Annotated in this window: 10 protein-coding genes and 1 tRNA gene; 6 read left to right on the plus strand and 5 right to left on the minus strand. The window is 51.7% G+C overall.

The genetic code is table 11. From position 1 onward, the window contains the following. Nucleotides 1-233: 233 nt before the first annotated feature. A tRNA-Met gene (locus IBX50_RS10465) sits at nt 234-310 on the minus strand. A gap of 218 nt (nt 311-528) precedes the next feature. Here IBX50_RS10465 and phbB point away from each other — a divergent pair. Next, nucleotides 529-1,266, plus strand: coding sequence for an acetoacetyl-CoA reductase (gene phbB / locus IBX50_RS10470; protein ID WP_292255670.1), 738 nt, complete (start codon nt 529-531; stop codon nt 1,264-1,266). A gap of 60 nt (nt 1,267-1,326) precedes the next feature. Here phbB and IBX50_RS10475 read toward each other — a convergent pair whose 3' ends face one another. Next, nucleotides 1,327-4,014 carry a DUF349 domain-containing protein gene (locus IBX50_RS10475; RefSeq protein ID WP_292255672.1) on the minus strand — a complete coding sequence of 896 codons (2,688 nt, stop codon included), beginning with the start codon at nt 4,012-4,014 and terminating at the stop codon, nt 1,327-1,329. Between the two features lie 181 nt (nt 4,015-4,195). Here IBX50_RS10475 and IBX50_RS10480 point away from each other — a divergent pair, with 181 nt between their 5' ends. The 5 genes from IBX50_RS10480 to sbcB all read left to right on the plus strand — a co-directional run bounded on the left by IBX50_RS10480 (nt 4,196) and on the right by sbcB (nt 10,030). Next, nucleotides 4,196-6,643 (plus strand): xylulose 5-phosphate 3-epimerase, encoded by a 2,448-nt coding sequence (locus tag IBX50_RS10480; protein WP_292255673.1) that lies wholly within the window; start codon nt 4,196-4,198, stop codon nt 6,641-6,643. Between the two features lie 74 nt (nt 6,644-6,717). Then, on the plus strand, nt 6,718-7,413 hold the full coding sequence (gene minC, locus IBX50_RS10485; RefSeq protein WP_292255675.1) for a septum site-determining protein MinC: 696 nt from the start codon (nt 6,718-6,720) through the stop codon (nt 7,411-7,413). A gap of 48 nt (nt 7,414-7,461) precedes the next feature. After that, entirely contained in the window at nt 7,462-8,277 is an 816-nt protein-coding gene (minD, locus tag IBX50_RS10490) for a septum site-determining protein MinD (RefSeq protein WP_292255677.1), read from the plus strand. Next, a complete protein-coding gene (gene minE / locus IBX50_RS10495; protein ID WP_292255678.1) occupies nt 8,274-8,549 on the plus strand; it encodes a cell division topological specificity factor MinE in 276 nt (91 codons plus the stop codon). The genes minD and minE overlap by 4 nt, the downstream gene beginning before the upstream one ends. Before the next feature lie 11 nt (nt 8,550-8,560). Next, nucleotides 8,561-10,030, plus strand: coding sequence for an exodeoxyribonuclease I (gene sbcB / locus IBX50_RS10500; protein ID WP_292255679.1), 1,470 nt, complete (start codon nt 8,561-8,563; stop codon nt 10,028-10,030). An 8-nt stretch (nt 10,031-10,038) separates the two neighbouring features. Here the strand turns inward: sbcB and IBX50_RS10505 are convergent, their stop codons facing one another. The 3 genes from IBX50_RS10505 to IBX50_RS10515 form a co-directional block, all read right to left on the minus strand. Further along, nucleotides 10,039-12,861 carry an insulinase family protein gene (locus tag IBX50_RS10505; RefSeq protein WP_292255681.1) on the minus strand — a complete coding sequence of 941 codons (2,823 nt, stop codon included), beginning with the start codon at nt 12,859-12,861 and terminating at the stop codon, nt 10,039-10,041. 79 nt (nt 12,862-12,940) lie between these two features. Further along, entirely contained in the window at nt 12,941-13,612 is a 672-nt protein-coding gene (locus IBX50_RS10510; protein ID WP_292255683.1) for an SOS response-associated peptidase, read from the minus strand. After that, nucleotides 13,612-14,859 (minus strand): diguanylate cyclase, encoded by a 1,248-nt coding sequence (locus IBX50_RS10515; RefSeq protein WP_292255685.1) that lies wholly within the window; start codon nt 14,857-14,859, stop codon nt 13,612-13,614. Before IBX50_RS10515 ends, IBX50_RS10510 begins: the two co-directional genes overlap by 1 nt. Between the last annotated feature and the right edge of the window lie 183 nt (nt 14,860-15,042).

Consider the following 15,042-nt stretch of genomic DNA (forward strand, 5'->3'; position numbering starts at 1 on the left):
AACGCTGCCAAGAACCTTCTCGCGCTCGGGCATGAGCGTCCTGTAGAGGGAATCTCCGCCCTTTAGGGCGGGGAGGATGTCAAAGATTAGCCCTAAGGTCACTGGAAAAGCTGGGATTTGGTTCCAGCCAGAAATTTTGTCACAGATTTTGTCACAATTTGCCACAAGGGGATTTTTCGAGCAGGCATAAAAAAGGCAGATCAACTAAGTCATTGATCTGCCTCTATTTATTTTGGTAGCGGGGGCCGGATTTGAACCGACGACCTTCGGGTTATGAGCCCGACGAGCTACCAGGCTGCTCCACCCCGCATCAGAAGTTTGCTATTATATACAGATAAGGGTGGTTGTCAACACTCGACTAAAAAATGTTTGCATAAATATATCAAGCGTGTAGTTTTATGTGTAGGAGTCAGAAAAGTGCAACGAAATAACAATAAAGTATTTGGCTATTGCCAGCATAATAAAAGAGGTCATGCAGGTTTTTTCAGGTCCGGTGAGTAGCCGGAAAATCAACAGAGGGAGTTTGCTATGCAAAAACGTGTAGCCTGGGTCACCGGTGGCACCGGTGGTATCGGTACGGCAATCTGCAGGGGGCTGGCTGATGCCGGTTACCAGGTAGTTGCCGGTTATTCCAATGCGGAGAAGGCTAAAGCCTGGCAAGAGGAGCAGAAGGCTGCGGGTTATGATCTGGCGATCAGTCATGCTGATATTGCGGATTTTGATTCTGTGCGTAAAAGCTTCGAGGAAATCCAGCAGCAGTTTGGCGCGGTTTCTGTTCTGGTCAATAACGCGGGTATCACCCGTGACGGCATGTTAAAGAAGATGCAGCCGGATCAGTGGCGCGATGTGCTCAGTACTAATCTGGATAGTGTGTTTAACACCTCCAAGGCGTGTCTGGATGCGATGCTGGAGCAGCAGTATGGTCGCATCATCAATATCTCTTCCATTAATGGTGAGAAGGGTCAGATGGGGCAAACCAACTATTCTGCTGCTAAAGCAGGTATGCATGGTTTCACCAAGGCTCTGGCGCAGGAAACCGCCCGCAAGGGTATTACGGTGAATACCATTTCACCGGGTTATATTGCCACGGATATGATCATGAAAATCGAAGAGAAGATTCGTGAATCCATTCGTGCGCAGATTCCTGTTGGGCGTTTTGGTGAGCCGGAAGATATTGCGCGTTTGGTGGTGTTCCTGGCTGATGAGGCGTCCAGCTTTATCACGGGTGCTAACATCTCCGCCAATGGCGGTCAGTTCATGCACTGATCCATTAAGTTGACAAAGAACCCCTCAGGAAACTGGGGGGTTCTTTTTTTTGGGGAGGGGTTATTCACCGATATAATAACGGATGCTGTCCATCAGACGTTGGCCGTTAACACCCTGCTTGCTGCCGCCAATCTGTTGCCACTGATCCAGCAGTTGCAGTATTTCACCCTGCATATTAGCTTCATCCACAACACCCAGTCCGGTGTTCATCCGCTCTATCTGCAGTTCCAGTTTCAGTTGCTGGTCTTCTTCCGGCAGGGGTTGTCCTGTCAGTAGATCCAGTTGTACCAGCAGGCGACGAGCGAAGTTGTTGTCGCTGGGTTCACCTTCCGCTGGTAGTTGCTGGATTTTTTCCTGCAGCAGGTGTGCGCTGCCCTGGCGTTGTTGCTGTTGTTGCAGTTGGCTGATTTCTGCGGCCAGTTGATCCAGTTGTTGTTGCCAGATCTCCTGCTCTTTGCGCGGCACATTACGCAAACCAGCGGCGGCACGGTGGAGTTTGACTGCGGTATTCAAATCTTTTGTCTGAATGGCGGCTTGTGCTTGTTGCAGTTGTTCGCTGGCAACCTCAAACCGCTGCTGACGTTCCTGCTGGCGGGTTTTGCGCTGTTGATCGCGCAGTTCAAACAGTGCATCACAAAGGCTGCGGAATTCTTTCCAGAGTTGATGTTCCAGGCTGCCCGGTGCAGTACCGGCTGTACGCCAGTCCTGTTGTAATTGTTTGCTGATTTCTGTGGCTTCCTGCAGGTTGTCACTCTCCAGCAGGTTTCTGGCGGCATCAATCAAGGCGCGTTTTTGTTCCGCATGAGACTGACGCAGCAGTTGCAGCTGTTCCTTGATGGGGTTGAGTGCCAGCTGAAAACGATCTGCCAGGCGTTTGCCTTCTGCACGATTAACGGGATTAAAGCGCCGCCATTCGTCATGGATTTTGCTCAGTAATTCATCCAGCGCGGTTTCTGTCATGTCGCGGTGGGTTCCCGCCGCTGTCAGTTGCTCCAGCTCATTGCAGATGATGGCGCGTTGTTGCTGGTTGTATTCACGGGCTTTGGATTGGCTGGCAAACCAGGCTTTGCAGGGTTCATAGGCCAGATCGGCAGCCTGTTTAAATCGATCCCACAGGGGTTTGTTGGCGGCAGCAGAACCAAGAGCCTGCCATTCCTGTTGTAATGCTTGAATTTTGTCAGCTTTTACCTGGGCTTCCATGCGTTCGTCTGCAGCCAGTATTTCCATCTGTTCACACAGCTGTTCTCTTTTGGGTGCTGCAGCAAAACCTTGCCAGTCTTTTAACTCGGCCAGTTGTGCACTCAGGCTGCGGTAACGGGTAGTCAAGATATGGTTGCCGGGCAGCTTGTCAGCGGCGGCCTGCAGTTGCTGGTGCAGTTTCAGGGCATCACGACTCTGGCCGGCGTTCAGCAGTTGTTCCAGCTGCTGTAATTGTTTGTCCAGCATCTGGGTGTTGATTGCGGGTGCAGCGGCAGCCACTTGCTGAGCTTTGCGCTGCTGGATTTGTAATTCACGCGCCGAACTCAGGATTTCCTGCGCACGCACCAATGTGGCTGGAGGGGTCAGCTCATCCGGCCAGTTAAGCGGTTGCAGCAGTTCTTGTAACGCATCCAGCTGGGTGTTTTCTTCGCTGACACTTTGCAGCAGTTGTTCCAGCGTTGGTTGCAGTTGTTGCCATTGAGCCACGGCTTGCAGCAGGGTGTTGGCTTGGGTAAATCGCTGCTGAAAGCTTTGCTGCTGCTGGGATTTGGCCGGGTGTTGCTGCAAGGTTTGTTGCCATTGGTCGTGCAGGCTTTGCAGGTGATCACTGGTGACTGTCAGTGGTGTTTCTGCTTGCAGCTGCTGGATCAGATCATCCAGTTGTTGTTGCAGTTGCTGGCGGTTTTCTTCTGCAGCCAGCTGCTGGGCGATCACAGCCAGACGCTCGGCTTCAGCTGCTTGTAATTGCTGAATAAACGCTTCAGCACGCTGGTAGAGTTGATCAAAGCGCTGTTGCAGCTCTTCAGCTTTTGCCAGATCTAGGCTTTGCCATTGTTTGGTGAGGTGTTCCAGGCGTGCAGCAAAGAGTTTTTCATCACGGCCATCCACCAGCCGCTGTAACTGCTCCAGCAGCTTATGGCGTTGTTCCAGTGCATCGGCTTCAGCCTGAGCAGCGGCACGGTAAGCATTCAGTCGGTCACGCGCCAGTCGCTGTACCCGTTTGTCACCCTGAGCGTTGCGCAGCAGTTTTTCCAGTGTGGTTTCACTGCTGAGGGTTTCAGCGGCCTGCAGGCGCACTTTGGCAAGCGTGTTGCCCAGCGCAATATCCAGCCAGTGTTCTTCATCTGCTTGCAGTTGTTGCAGCAGGTTCAGGCGCAGCTCGATGGGTTCAGCGGTGCGGATTAACTCCAACTGCAGCGGAGTGTGGTGTATCAGCGACACCAGATTCTGACGCTCGGCGGTGGTGTACTGGTGCTCACTGGCCAGCAGTATGGCTAGATGACGGCACAGGGTTTTAGCCAGTGCAGAGTCACTTTCCTGCTGATCGTTTAGTAGCTGAATCAGTGTTGATGTGTGAGGAAAAAGTTTCAGTGCGGATTCGAGCAGGGATACGTTTTGTTCCTGTCGCAGCCATTCCAGAAACGCGTTCTGGTGTTCTGCGTTTTCCAGTTGCAGGCGTTCCAGTGCCAGTAACCGGACATCGGGGTTCCGGTGTTCCAGGGTGGGTTTGAAAAAGAAAGGTGCGATTCTGATGAACAGCGAATTCATGACTTGAGGCGATCCTTGATACAAAAAATGATATAAAAAACAGATGACAAGTACAGGTGCAAAGCTGCGCCAGGACGCTTAGACTTAGGGTTCAAACCACTGATTTGCGAACAGCTGTTTATTCTATCAGATGAGCCGTTGGGTCGCGCAGTAATAAGTCGCAGTTAGCCAAGGAGTTTTTATGACTACTCATTTTTCTGTTGCCGCCAGTGAGCTGCCGCATATTGAGGAGCAGGCACGCCGGTTGCGCGAAAGTGATGCAGATTTTGCTGCCTGGGCAGAAGGTCAGGGTGTCATTCTGCATCAAGATCTGACCCAACTGCGCATAGCTACCCTGCTGGATGAGCTGGAATCGCGCGGTATGTCGCGTTCATTGATGCTGCAACGGCTGGTGGCGGCAGATCGTCTGGCTAATGCCGCCATGTGGCTGGTGGTTCATGCCACCTATGCCAAACGAGTGGATGTGGATGGTCGCCCGTTGGATGCCAGTGATTTTAAAGCAGATCCACAAGGGCATACCGGCGGCTCATTGAACATGGTGCCGGCTTATGTTGGTTATCTGTTGGCAAATCTGCTGAGTGGTAATACCCGCAGCTGGCTGATGGAGCAGGGGCATTGTGTGGCCGCAATAGACAGCGTGAACCTGCTGCTGGGTAATCAGAAACAGCGCCATGCTGAAGCTTACCCTGAGTGGTCATCTGAAGTGTTAAGCCGTTTTGTGCAGGATTTTTATTCTTATGCGCTGGATAACAACGGCAAACCCGCTTCGCCGCTGGGCAGCCATGCCAACGTCAATACCGGCGGTGCAGTCAGTGAAGGAGGTTATCTGGGTTTCACTGCTTTGCAGTATGTTCATGCCAGTGAAAAAGACGAACGCCTGGTGGCATTTTTATCCGATGGTGCTTTTGAAGAGCAACGCGGCAGTGATTGGGCACCTCTCTGGTGGCGTGCTGAAGATACCGGTTGGGTTGTGCCGGTGATGATTGCCAATGGTCGTCGTATTGATCAACGCTCCACCATGATGCTGGAAGGCGGAGCCGACTGGTTTGCTGCACATTTAAAACACCATGGTTTTGAGCCCAGTGTGATCGACGGACGTGATCCGGCAGCTTTTGCCTGGGGTATTTTGATGGGTGAGCAGTGGCTGCAGGATGAGGCCGCTGAAATTCAGCGCGGTCAGCGTCAGTATCCAGCGCGTTTGCCTTACCTGATTGCGGAAGCACCCAAGGGTTATGGTTTTGCCGGCGCAGGCACTAATCGTGCACACGGTACACCGCTGCCGGGCAATCCAACGCGGGATATGGAATCCCTGCGTTTATTTAATGAAGGTGCGGCACGTTTGTGGCAAGCACCCGAGGCACTGCAATCAGCCGTGGCCTGTTTTCAACAGCATCAGCAACAACAACGCCCGCAGGAAAAAGATCACCCACTGGCAACCCGGCAGGTTGCAAATCCGGTGATTCCAGAAACACCCTGGGTGGAGCAAGGCGTGCAGCATTCACCCATGTCGGCGGTGGATGTGGCCTTTTGTGCATTGGTAAAAGCCAACCCGAAACTAAAAGTGCGGGTGGGTAATCCGGATGAAATTTCCAGCAATAACATGAGCCTGACATTGGCAAAACTGAAGCACAGGGTAACCCAACCGGAGTTTTCTCAGGATGAAAGCCTGGATGGTGCGGTGATTACGGCACTCAATGAGGAGGCCGTGGTCAGTGCAGCGCTGGCAAACAAAGGTGGATTGAATTTAGCCGTGTCTTATGAAGCTTTTTCTGTAAAAATGCTGGGTGCACTGCGGCAAGAAATCATTTTTTCACGTCATCAACGTGAAGCGGGCGAGCAACCGGGCTGGCGCTCAGTACCGATTATTTCCAGTTCTCATTTGTGGGAAAATGGTAAAAATGAACAGTCGCATCAGGATTCTACCCTAGCGGAAGCCCTGCTGGGTGAAATGAGTGATGTGGCACGGGTGATCTTCCCGGCTGATGCCAACTCAGCTGCTGCTGCTTTGCTGGATGTGTATCGCCACTGTGGGCAGATTGCCAATCTGGTGATTCCAAAACGCGCCTTGCCGGTGAGCCTGACACCGGAGCAGTCAACTCAGTTGGTGAATGAAGGTGCCTTATGTGTGGCGGGTGATCCTGCGGCTCCCCTGCAGCTGGTTGCCATCGGTGCTTATCAGTTGCAGCAGGCCTTAAAAGCTTGGCAGCGTTTGCAGCAACGCCAGGTGAATGCCTCACTGATTTATATGCAGGAGCCGGGGCGCTTTCGTGCGCCACGGGACACCTATGAAGCTGATTGGCTGGCAACTGCGGCACAACGTAATGCCTTGTTTCCGGCTAGTGTCAGCACACGGGTGTTTCTGACCCACATCCGCCCGGAAGTTTTGCTGGGGCATTTGCGCCCGCTGGATCTGGGTGTGGATAAAACAGCGGCTTTGGGTTATATCAATCGGGGTGGCACGCTGGATGTGCACGGACTGTTACTGGCTAATCGGTGCAGCTGGGCGCACCTGCTGGAAAAACTGGCAAAGTTGTCCGGTTATTTGATAAAAGACTGGCTGACAGCAGCAGAATATGCTGCACTGCAAGGTGATGTGCCGCTGACTGATTTATTACCGCTGGCACGTTAATTTTTTGTTCAGTTGGTTGATGCTTCAAAATTGATAATTTCTGTTACATTGCGCTTGGCGGCTTGGGAGAAAATATGCAGAAATCCGCTCAAACCGGTCTGAATCTGATTTCTGTACCGGTCAGAATCAAAGGAACCTTTCTGCCTGCAACATTACTGCAGCCGGTTACTGCACAGTTGTTGCACCTGCGCTCTGGGCTGGAACAGCGTTTGAAGGAAGGGGCTGCCAGTTTGCTGTGTTCTGCTCCGGTGGTGCTGGATTTGTCTCAGTTACCGGATGCATTGGATTTTCAGGGTCTGCTGGTGATGTGTCGTGAGCTGCAAATACAGCTGGTGGCTGTGCGTACCAACCAGCCGGAGTTGCAGCAGCAAGCTCAGGCTGCAGGGCTGGTGGCATTAAATGAAGTGGAACGTGCAGCACCGGCAGCCAATCAGGAAAGCCTGCCGCGTACCCGTGTTCACGAGGGTCCTGTGCGGGGTGGTCAGCAGATTCTTTGTGAGACAGGGGATGTGATTATTCTGGGTTCGGTTAACCCCGGTGCAGAAGTTTTGGCATCGGGTCATATTCATGTTTACGGCAAACTGCTGGGCAGGGTTCTGGCAGGAATACACGGGGATCAACAGGCACGAATTTTTGCACATCAACTAAATGCTGAACTGCTGGCTATTGCCGGATGTTATCTGACGGGGCAGGCTGCCATGCTTTCTGCCACCGAAAGTCCGGTGTGTATTGAGCTGGTAGAAAACAAGTTACAGTGCCGGTGTTGTTGATCTGATCAGTTTTTAGTTTGCAGCAGGGAAAAAAGGAAGGGTAGTCGCTTGGCGAAAATTATCGTCATTACTTCAGGTAAAGGAGGTGTGGGTAAAACCACCTCTTGTGCATCACTGGGCACAGGTCTGGCCTTGCGTGGTTGCAAGACCGTGATGATCGATTTTGATGTGGGTCTCAGAAACCTGGATCTGATCATGGGTTGTGAGCGCCGTGTGGTGTATGACCTGGTGAACGTGATTCAGGGTGAAGCCACACTGCATCAGGCATTGATCCAAGACAAACGGGCAGATGAATTATTCATGTTGCCCGCATCACAGACCCGTGACAAAGATGCACTCACACTGGATGGTGTACAACAGGTGATTGAGCTCCTGAGTCAGGATTTTGATTTTATTCTGTGTGATTCACCGGCGGGTATTGAGCGGGGTGCACTGCTGGCCATGTATTTTGCCGATGAAGCGGTACTGGTCACTAATCCCGAGGTTTCATCGGTACGGGATACCGACCGTATTATTGGCTTGTTGCAGGCAAAAACCTTGGCAGCCAAAGAAGGCCGAAAAATTAAAGAGCATCTGCTGGTGACCCGTTATAACCCGGCCAGAGTGGCGCTGGGAGAGATGCTGGCGCTGGGCGATGTACAGGAAATATTGTCAGTGCCTTTGATTGGCCTGATTCCAGAATCAGAAGCAGTGTTGACGGCTTCCAACAAGGGTATTCCGGTGATTCATGATTCAGCAACGGATGCCAGTCAGGCCTATCAAGATACGGTCGCTCGACTGCTGGGTGAGGAACGTCCGCTGAGATTTGCAGAGCAGGGAAAACAAAGTTTTCTGAGTCGGGTATTTGGTGGAGGTCGCGGATGAAACTGAGAGGCTTTTTTCAGAGAGATCCACAGTCGGCCTCTGCTTCTGATGCCAGGGAAAGATTAAAAATCATTCTGTCACACGAGCGCAGTCTGCGCAGCCAGCCAGAATTTCTACCACGTTTGCAGCAGGAACTACTGGATGTGGTGAGCCGTTACGTGGCAGTGAATAGGGATCAGGTACGGGTACAAATGGATCATCATGATATGATGTCGGTACTGGAAATTAACGTGAGTTTTCCAAGTTCGGCAGTATCAGGTAACCACAACTGACATGGTTTTTTATGAACAGGACGGCAAGCAGCAGTTTTCTCTGGCACGACTACGAAACCTTCGGGGCTGATCCACGCAGGGATCGCCCTTGCCAGTTTGCAGCCATTCGCACGGATGCAGATTTTAATGAAATTGGTGAGCCGGTCATGTTTTACAGTGTACCGGCTGATGATTTTTTGCCCCACCCGATGGCCGTGCTGATTACCGGCATCACTCCCCAGCAGGCCAGAGCAGAAGGTTACCCCGAATCCGAGTTTGCCGGTCAGATTGAACAGCTGATGAGTGAACCCAATACCTGTGTGGTGGGTTATAACTCGCTGCGTTTTGATGATGAAGTCACCCGCCACCTGTTTTACCGCAACTTTATTGATCCTTATGCCCGTGAGTGGAAAAACGGTAATTCCCGCTGGGATCTGATTGATATTGTGCGGGCGACTTATGCCTTGCGTCCGGAGGGCATCAATTGGCCAAAAAAGGAAGATGGCAGCCCCAGCTTCCGACTGGAAGATTTGACCGCTGCCAATGGTATTGCTCATGGTGCTGCGGCGCATGATGCCTTGGCTGATGTGCGTGCCACTATTGCGCTGGCGCGTTTACTGAAACAAGCCCAGCCACGGCTGTTTGATCACCTGTTCAGTCAGCGGGGTAAACATCAGGTTGCTGCAGCACTGCATCTGGATGATCCACGCCCTTTATTACACATCTCCAGCCGTTTTCCGGCCACTCGTGGTTGTGCTGCGATCGTTTTACCGCTGGCGCGTCATCTCACCAACCCCAATGGGGTGATTGTTTATGATCTGTCGGAAAATCCGCAAGAATTACTGACACTGAGTGCTGATGAGATACGTCAGCGAGTGTTTGTCAGCTCGGCAGAGCTTGAGGCTCAGGGTCTGAAGCGGATTCCGCTGAAGCTGGTGCACCTGAACCGTTGTCCGGTGATCTTGCCGGTGAAGGCGCTGGAGCCTGCAATAGCCGAGCGGCTGGGTATGGATCTGGCACTTAATGAAAGCCACTGGCAGCAGTTAAAAACGCTGGACGCGGGTTTGATTGCTCGGTTACAGCAGGTATTTGCTGATGGGCAGGGTGGTTTCAAGGATGATGGTGATCCAGATCTGATGCTGTATTCCGGTGCCTTTTTTTCCTCGGCAGATCGTCAGCGCTTTCAGCAAATACGCTTCACCTCCCCGGAAGAGCTGGGTGAGCTGGAGCTGGTGTTTGATGATCCTCGCGTGGAGGAGATGCTGTTCCGTTATCGCGCCCGTAACTGGCCGGAATATCTGACGTCCACAGAGCGTGAGCGTTGGGACGAACTGCGCTGGCAGCGGTTTAATTCTGCCAATCTGTCCGGCCTGACTTTGCAGGGGTTACAGCAAGAGCTGATCCGCCTGAGCCAGCAAGGCTTACCGGAAGATCAGCTGTTTTTATTGCAAGAGCTGCAGCTCTGGGTTGAATCCATGTTGCCACTGCAGTTTATGGAATAAACAGCCGCTTACAGCGGCCATTCGGAGACCTGTGCCTCCTGACCTGGAAGTAACCGACCATGCCGCTGAGGTGATGTGCCCAGCAGATAGTTTCCCCGCTCCCTAAGCATCAGTTGGGTGTAAAAATCCAGCATATCCTGCTGGGTCAGTTTGCTGATGGTTTCGGCAAGCTGCTCCCGGTGATGAAAATCCTGGCGTTGATTACCAATTTCCCGCCAGAAACGTTCAGCTCGTTCACCCAGATGTTTATCCGCCTCCAGCAACTGACCAGTCAGGCTGCGTTGATGCTGTGCAAAGTCTGTTGCTGGCAGTTGTTCCAGACGCAGTTGGTCTTCACGCAAAAAGGCTTCAATGGCTTCAGCCAGATAGTCGGGTTCATGCTCTGGTGATTGAATGAAGTAAAAAATACCGGGCTGTAACAGCAGAGGCAGATGGTTGCTGAATACCGCATAACCCAGTTGCTGGCGTGTACGCAATTCATGAAAAAAGGCCGAAGACTGTAACTGTGCCAACAGGCGCATACGGGCTTCTTCTTCCAGACTGGAATCCTTGCCCTGGATATAAAACAGCAGGGCACGGTCGTTGTGTTCCAGCTGCAGTTTTTCACTCCATAACCCGGCAGGGATCTGACGGACTTGTAACAGATCAACTTCACTGGCAGTTAACTGGGGCTGCAGGGTCTGTTGCAGGTTTTCTGCCAGTGCCTGAGTTTCCTGTTGGGTGATATTGCCCCAAGCCAGCAGTTGAATGTACAGCTGACTGGTGAAATGCGGGATAAAAGCCTGTAGGTCATCACTGGTCAGCTGTTTCAGAAGCTGTAATTGTTGTTCTGGAGTCCAGCCACCGGGGTGCAGAGTGTCCAGATAAAGCTGGCGCACCAGTTGCTGGGGCAGTCGATCCCGGCGTTGATTATTCAGGTTCTGCTCCATCCTTTGTTGCAGCCGGGCAAACTGTTGTTGATCCACTTCCGGCTGCTGCAACTGCTGTAACATTTTACTGAGCAGGCGGGGTTGTTCGGCATTAAAACCACCCAGCATCAGGGTAATACCCCGGTTGTGGGCATAGATGTCGTAGTTGAGTCCTGCCAGTCGAGCGGGATAGGCGGAAGCGCTCAGTTGATCTTGCAGCCAGCGTGCTGTCAGTTGGGATAACAACCGCGCTTGCAGTTGTGTTGCTGCTTCCGGGTTTTGCAGGCTGATGTAAATCTGTGCTCTGGGTACTCTGAACTGCCGATCCAGTCCATGCCAGACTTCTATACCCTGTGTCTGTTGCAGCAATTCCGGCTGACTGGACTGATTACCGGATTTTAACGCCAGAGATGAGGGGATATAGGCGTTGGCTTCCGGCAGGCGTGTGGTTGTAGAGAGGGTTATATCACGCAAAGACAAGGCGTCTCTGATCAGGCGATATTCTGCCGGAAGCCATTGTGCTTGCTGATCCGGCTCAACATCCGGGCTGGTGCGTACTACCAGTAACCGCTCCTGAGTCATGTTATCCAGCAGGGTATGAATGCGTTCGGGATCAAACTGTTCATAAACATAGTGTACCCGCAGCACTTCTTTTGCCGGATAACGGGCAAGATTCATTGCCAGATGCGTAACCAGGCTGCGTGCTTCACCCTGTTCGGCAAAACGAAAAGCGTTGTTTGCCAGTTGTGCGTCTTCATCAAATCGCCAGGTTTCTACACCTTGCTCTTTGATCAGCTTTAGGTGATCAAAAACCAATGCAATGACTTCCTGGTAATGCTGGTCACCACTGGGTGTCAGTTCAATGTTGATACCAAACAGTGCCTCAGTGCCGGTGGTCATCTGGCTGCCGGATGAAAGCCCGGTTGCCCAGCCTTTTTGTTTCAGCACCGCCAGTAGACTGCCTTCACCTTCATGTCCGATCAAGCCAGCCAGATAACGATCCGGTTTGCTGCGGTAATCCTGTGTGGGATCCGGAATTGGAAAGTACAGTTGCAATTGGCGTTGTTCACGCAGGGGTTTGAACTCCAGCAGTGCCGGTGTTTGTTGTTGTGATAATAATTCAGGCCAGACCGGATCAGGTGCGCCGCTGAGGTTGTTGAGTTCAGCGAAGTGTTTTTCCACCATCTGACGTAACTCGCGGGTGGGCTGGGAGCCAAACACAACCAGACTCATACGATCCGTGGTGTAGAACTGCTGGTAGAAGTCCAGCATTGCCTGACGCATGGCAGGATTGTTGATATCCAGGGTTTCACGATTACCGGCACTGAAACGTGAGGCTGGATGTTCCGGATTTAATGCCTGGCGCAAAGCAGTCAGGCGCAAGCGGGCATCATCTTGCAGGGTGCCACTCCATTCAGACTGTACTGCATTGATTTCACGTTCCATGTATTCAGGGCTGAACAGCGGATCGATGAAAAAGCGAGCCAGCCGGTGTAAGGCTGGGTCGAGATGATCGGTCTGAATATCAAAAAAGTAGTTGGTGTCTCTGGGTGAGGTAAAGGCGTTGTGGCTGCCACCGTGTTGGCTGATAAAACTCTGGTAGGCATCAGACTCAGGAAAGGTTTTTGTACCGAGAAACAGCATGTGCTCAAGAAAGTGGGCAAGTCCTGGCCATTCATCCGGTTCATGAAAACTACCGGCTGCAATATTGATAGAGGCAGCAGCACGATCCGATTCACTGTCACTGACTAGCAGTACCTGCAGTCCGTTTGGTAACCGGAAATTGAGGTAATCACGCGGATCGTTGGGGCTGACATGGGGTTTATCAGCAAAAGGGGCAGAAGGTTTTGACATGGGTGAGGAGCACGCAGTGAGGCTAACGGTGATAAATAAGAGTAATGAAACATGCAGCAGTTTTTTCATGGGTTATCCATTGATGATCCAATCAATAATGACAGTGGTTAAGAGGCATAAAAAGTGGTGAAAAGTTCCATCAGACTGTTCAACCACGCTTCAGTCGATCTGCTACCGGGGACGTGACCTGAGCACTTTGATTGGCTGGATCGTTGACCAGTGTACTAACCGGGTAACACTCTAGCTCATTATCATCGGCCTGCAACAAGACTTTAAGGCGCTTTTCTTTGGTATTGCTATCCAGCCATTCCTGAGCCTGTTCTGCGCTGAGTTTCAGAGGGATGCGATCAGTCAGGCGAGCCAGCCAGGGGTCGGGTGCAACACTGATCAGTCCGAAGGTGTCATAAAAGCGCCCCGGTGCAACAGGGTAACGTGTCCATAGTCCGGCAAGAAAAAACGGACGATTGTGCTGGCGACGTACCGCAAAGGGATGTTTGCCACGGCTGAGTGCAACCCAGAGGTAATAACCGGTGACAGGCAGAATACAGCGGTGCTGCAGAAAGCTTTCTTTATACATGGGGCTGGATTCAAGCTTGTCTGCACGAAGTATATAGGGTGCCTGATCCAACTGTTTCATCCATGCCGGTGTAAAACTCCAGAAAGCATCATCCAGTGTGATGGTGTTGTTTTGTTTGCGCAAAATCGACAGGGTGGCACAGGGTGCTAGATTAAACCCGGTGCGCAGGTCTGACATCTGGGTAATGGCACACCCCAATTCCTGCTCCGGGTTGTAGGGTGTAATTATAAGTCGTCCACTCATCAGTAAATGGCAATCTGGTTGCGGCCACCATCTTTGGCCTTGTATAAGGCCTTGTCAGCAGCTTTCATAACATCGTCAGGTGTTGGCAGGTCAGAGCAGCGTTCAGCAATACCCATGCTGATGGTGACGGACACCGAATCTTTACTGCCGCCGTTGCGCTGTTTTTTCACTTCATTGCCGCTGGCCGGACGACTGGCTTCATCACGAATCTTCACTTGATACTGCTCTATGGCAACACGCAGTTTTTCAAGGTGGGGTTTGGCCTGCTCAGCCGTTTTGCTGGGAAAAACCAGAGTGAATTCCTCTCCACCATAACGGTAGGCCTTACCACCACCGCCTACCTTGCGGAGCTGCGCAGCCACCATTTTTAATACCTGATCACCCAGATCATGACCGTAGGTGTCGTTAAACTTTTTGAAGTGATCCACATCCGACATGGCAATGGCATAGTTACGGCCAAGTCGCTGCAGCCTTTCATTTAAAGCACGGCGTCCAGGCAAGCCAGTGAGATCATCACGAAAAGCCATCTGAAAGGCTTCATGCAACACCGCAAGGCTGAGCATGATCAATGCAAGGCTGGTCATTAAAGCCAGTGCATATCCGGCATGAAACCAGGGTAGAACAAATGTCATACAAATTAGTGCAACCCACTGAGCGGCGAAATGTGGCTGTGGATTACGAACCAGTTGCACCAGCAGAACCAGGCATGCCAGTAGCAAAGTCAGTGCCGGTACCTGAGCCATGCGTAGCTGATCAGGGTGCAGGCTTGGCAGGTAGATGGTTGAAAGCAGTTCAGTCAGCTGTTGTGGAAAGCGTAAAGCAACAGCACCCAGGATCAACAGCACCAAAGCAAAAATGGCAGTACGCAGCAGCAGATCTTGCATTAGATGAAAGCGCTCAACCCACAGGGAGTTCAGGGTGAGGAAAACAGGCAGCAGAAAACTGATTAACAGATAAGAAAGCGCAGGATCCAGTATTGCATCCTGTGCAGCCAGCACAGGGGAATGCACCAGATGCATTAAAGAGAGGTAGGTGCCAAGTACAAACACCAGCGCAAACAGATTGCGGCTGCGCGCATAACTGAGTGACAACAGACCACCAAGCAAGGCAAACAGCCAGACGGTCATATCAACAAGGCGAACCAGTGGTGTTGGCAGCAAATCAAACACAATAATGAACAGGCCAGCCGATGCTAGTAATAGAGGAGCAACAAACAACGGAACTATATGAGCTAAGCGATAACGCACGAGTGGTTCCTTGTGTACACGGCAATATAAAAAAAAGCCCAGAAGATAAAATGGATCCGCTTGGAGTATAAGGGTTAAGGCTACAGGATGCAGCTTTGGTGGTGCGCTGCGACAGCAGTAAGCAGAATTTTGTAAAAAACTTTCAAAAAGGGCTTGCAAGTCGAATTCAGATGCCTATAATAC

This window comes from Marinospirillum sp., assembly GCF_014859565.1.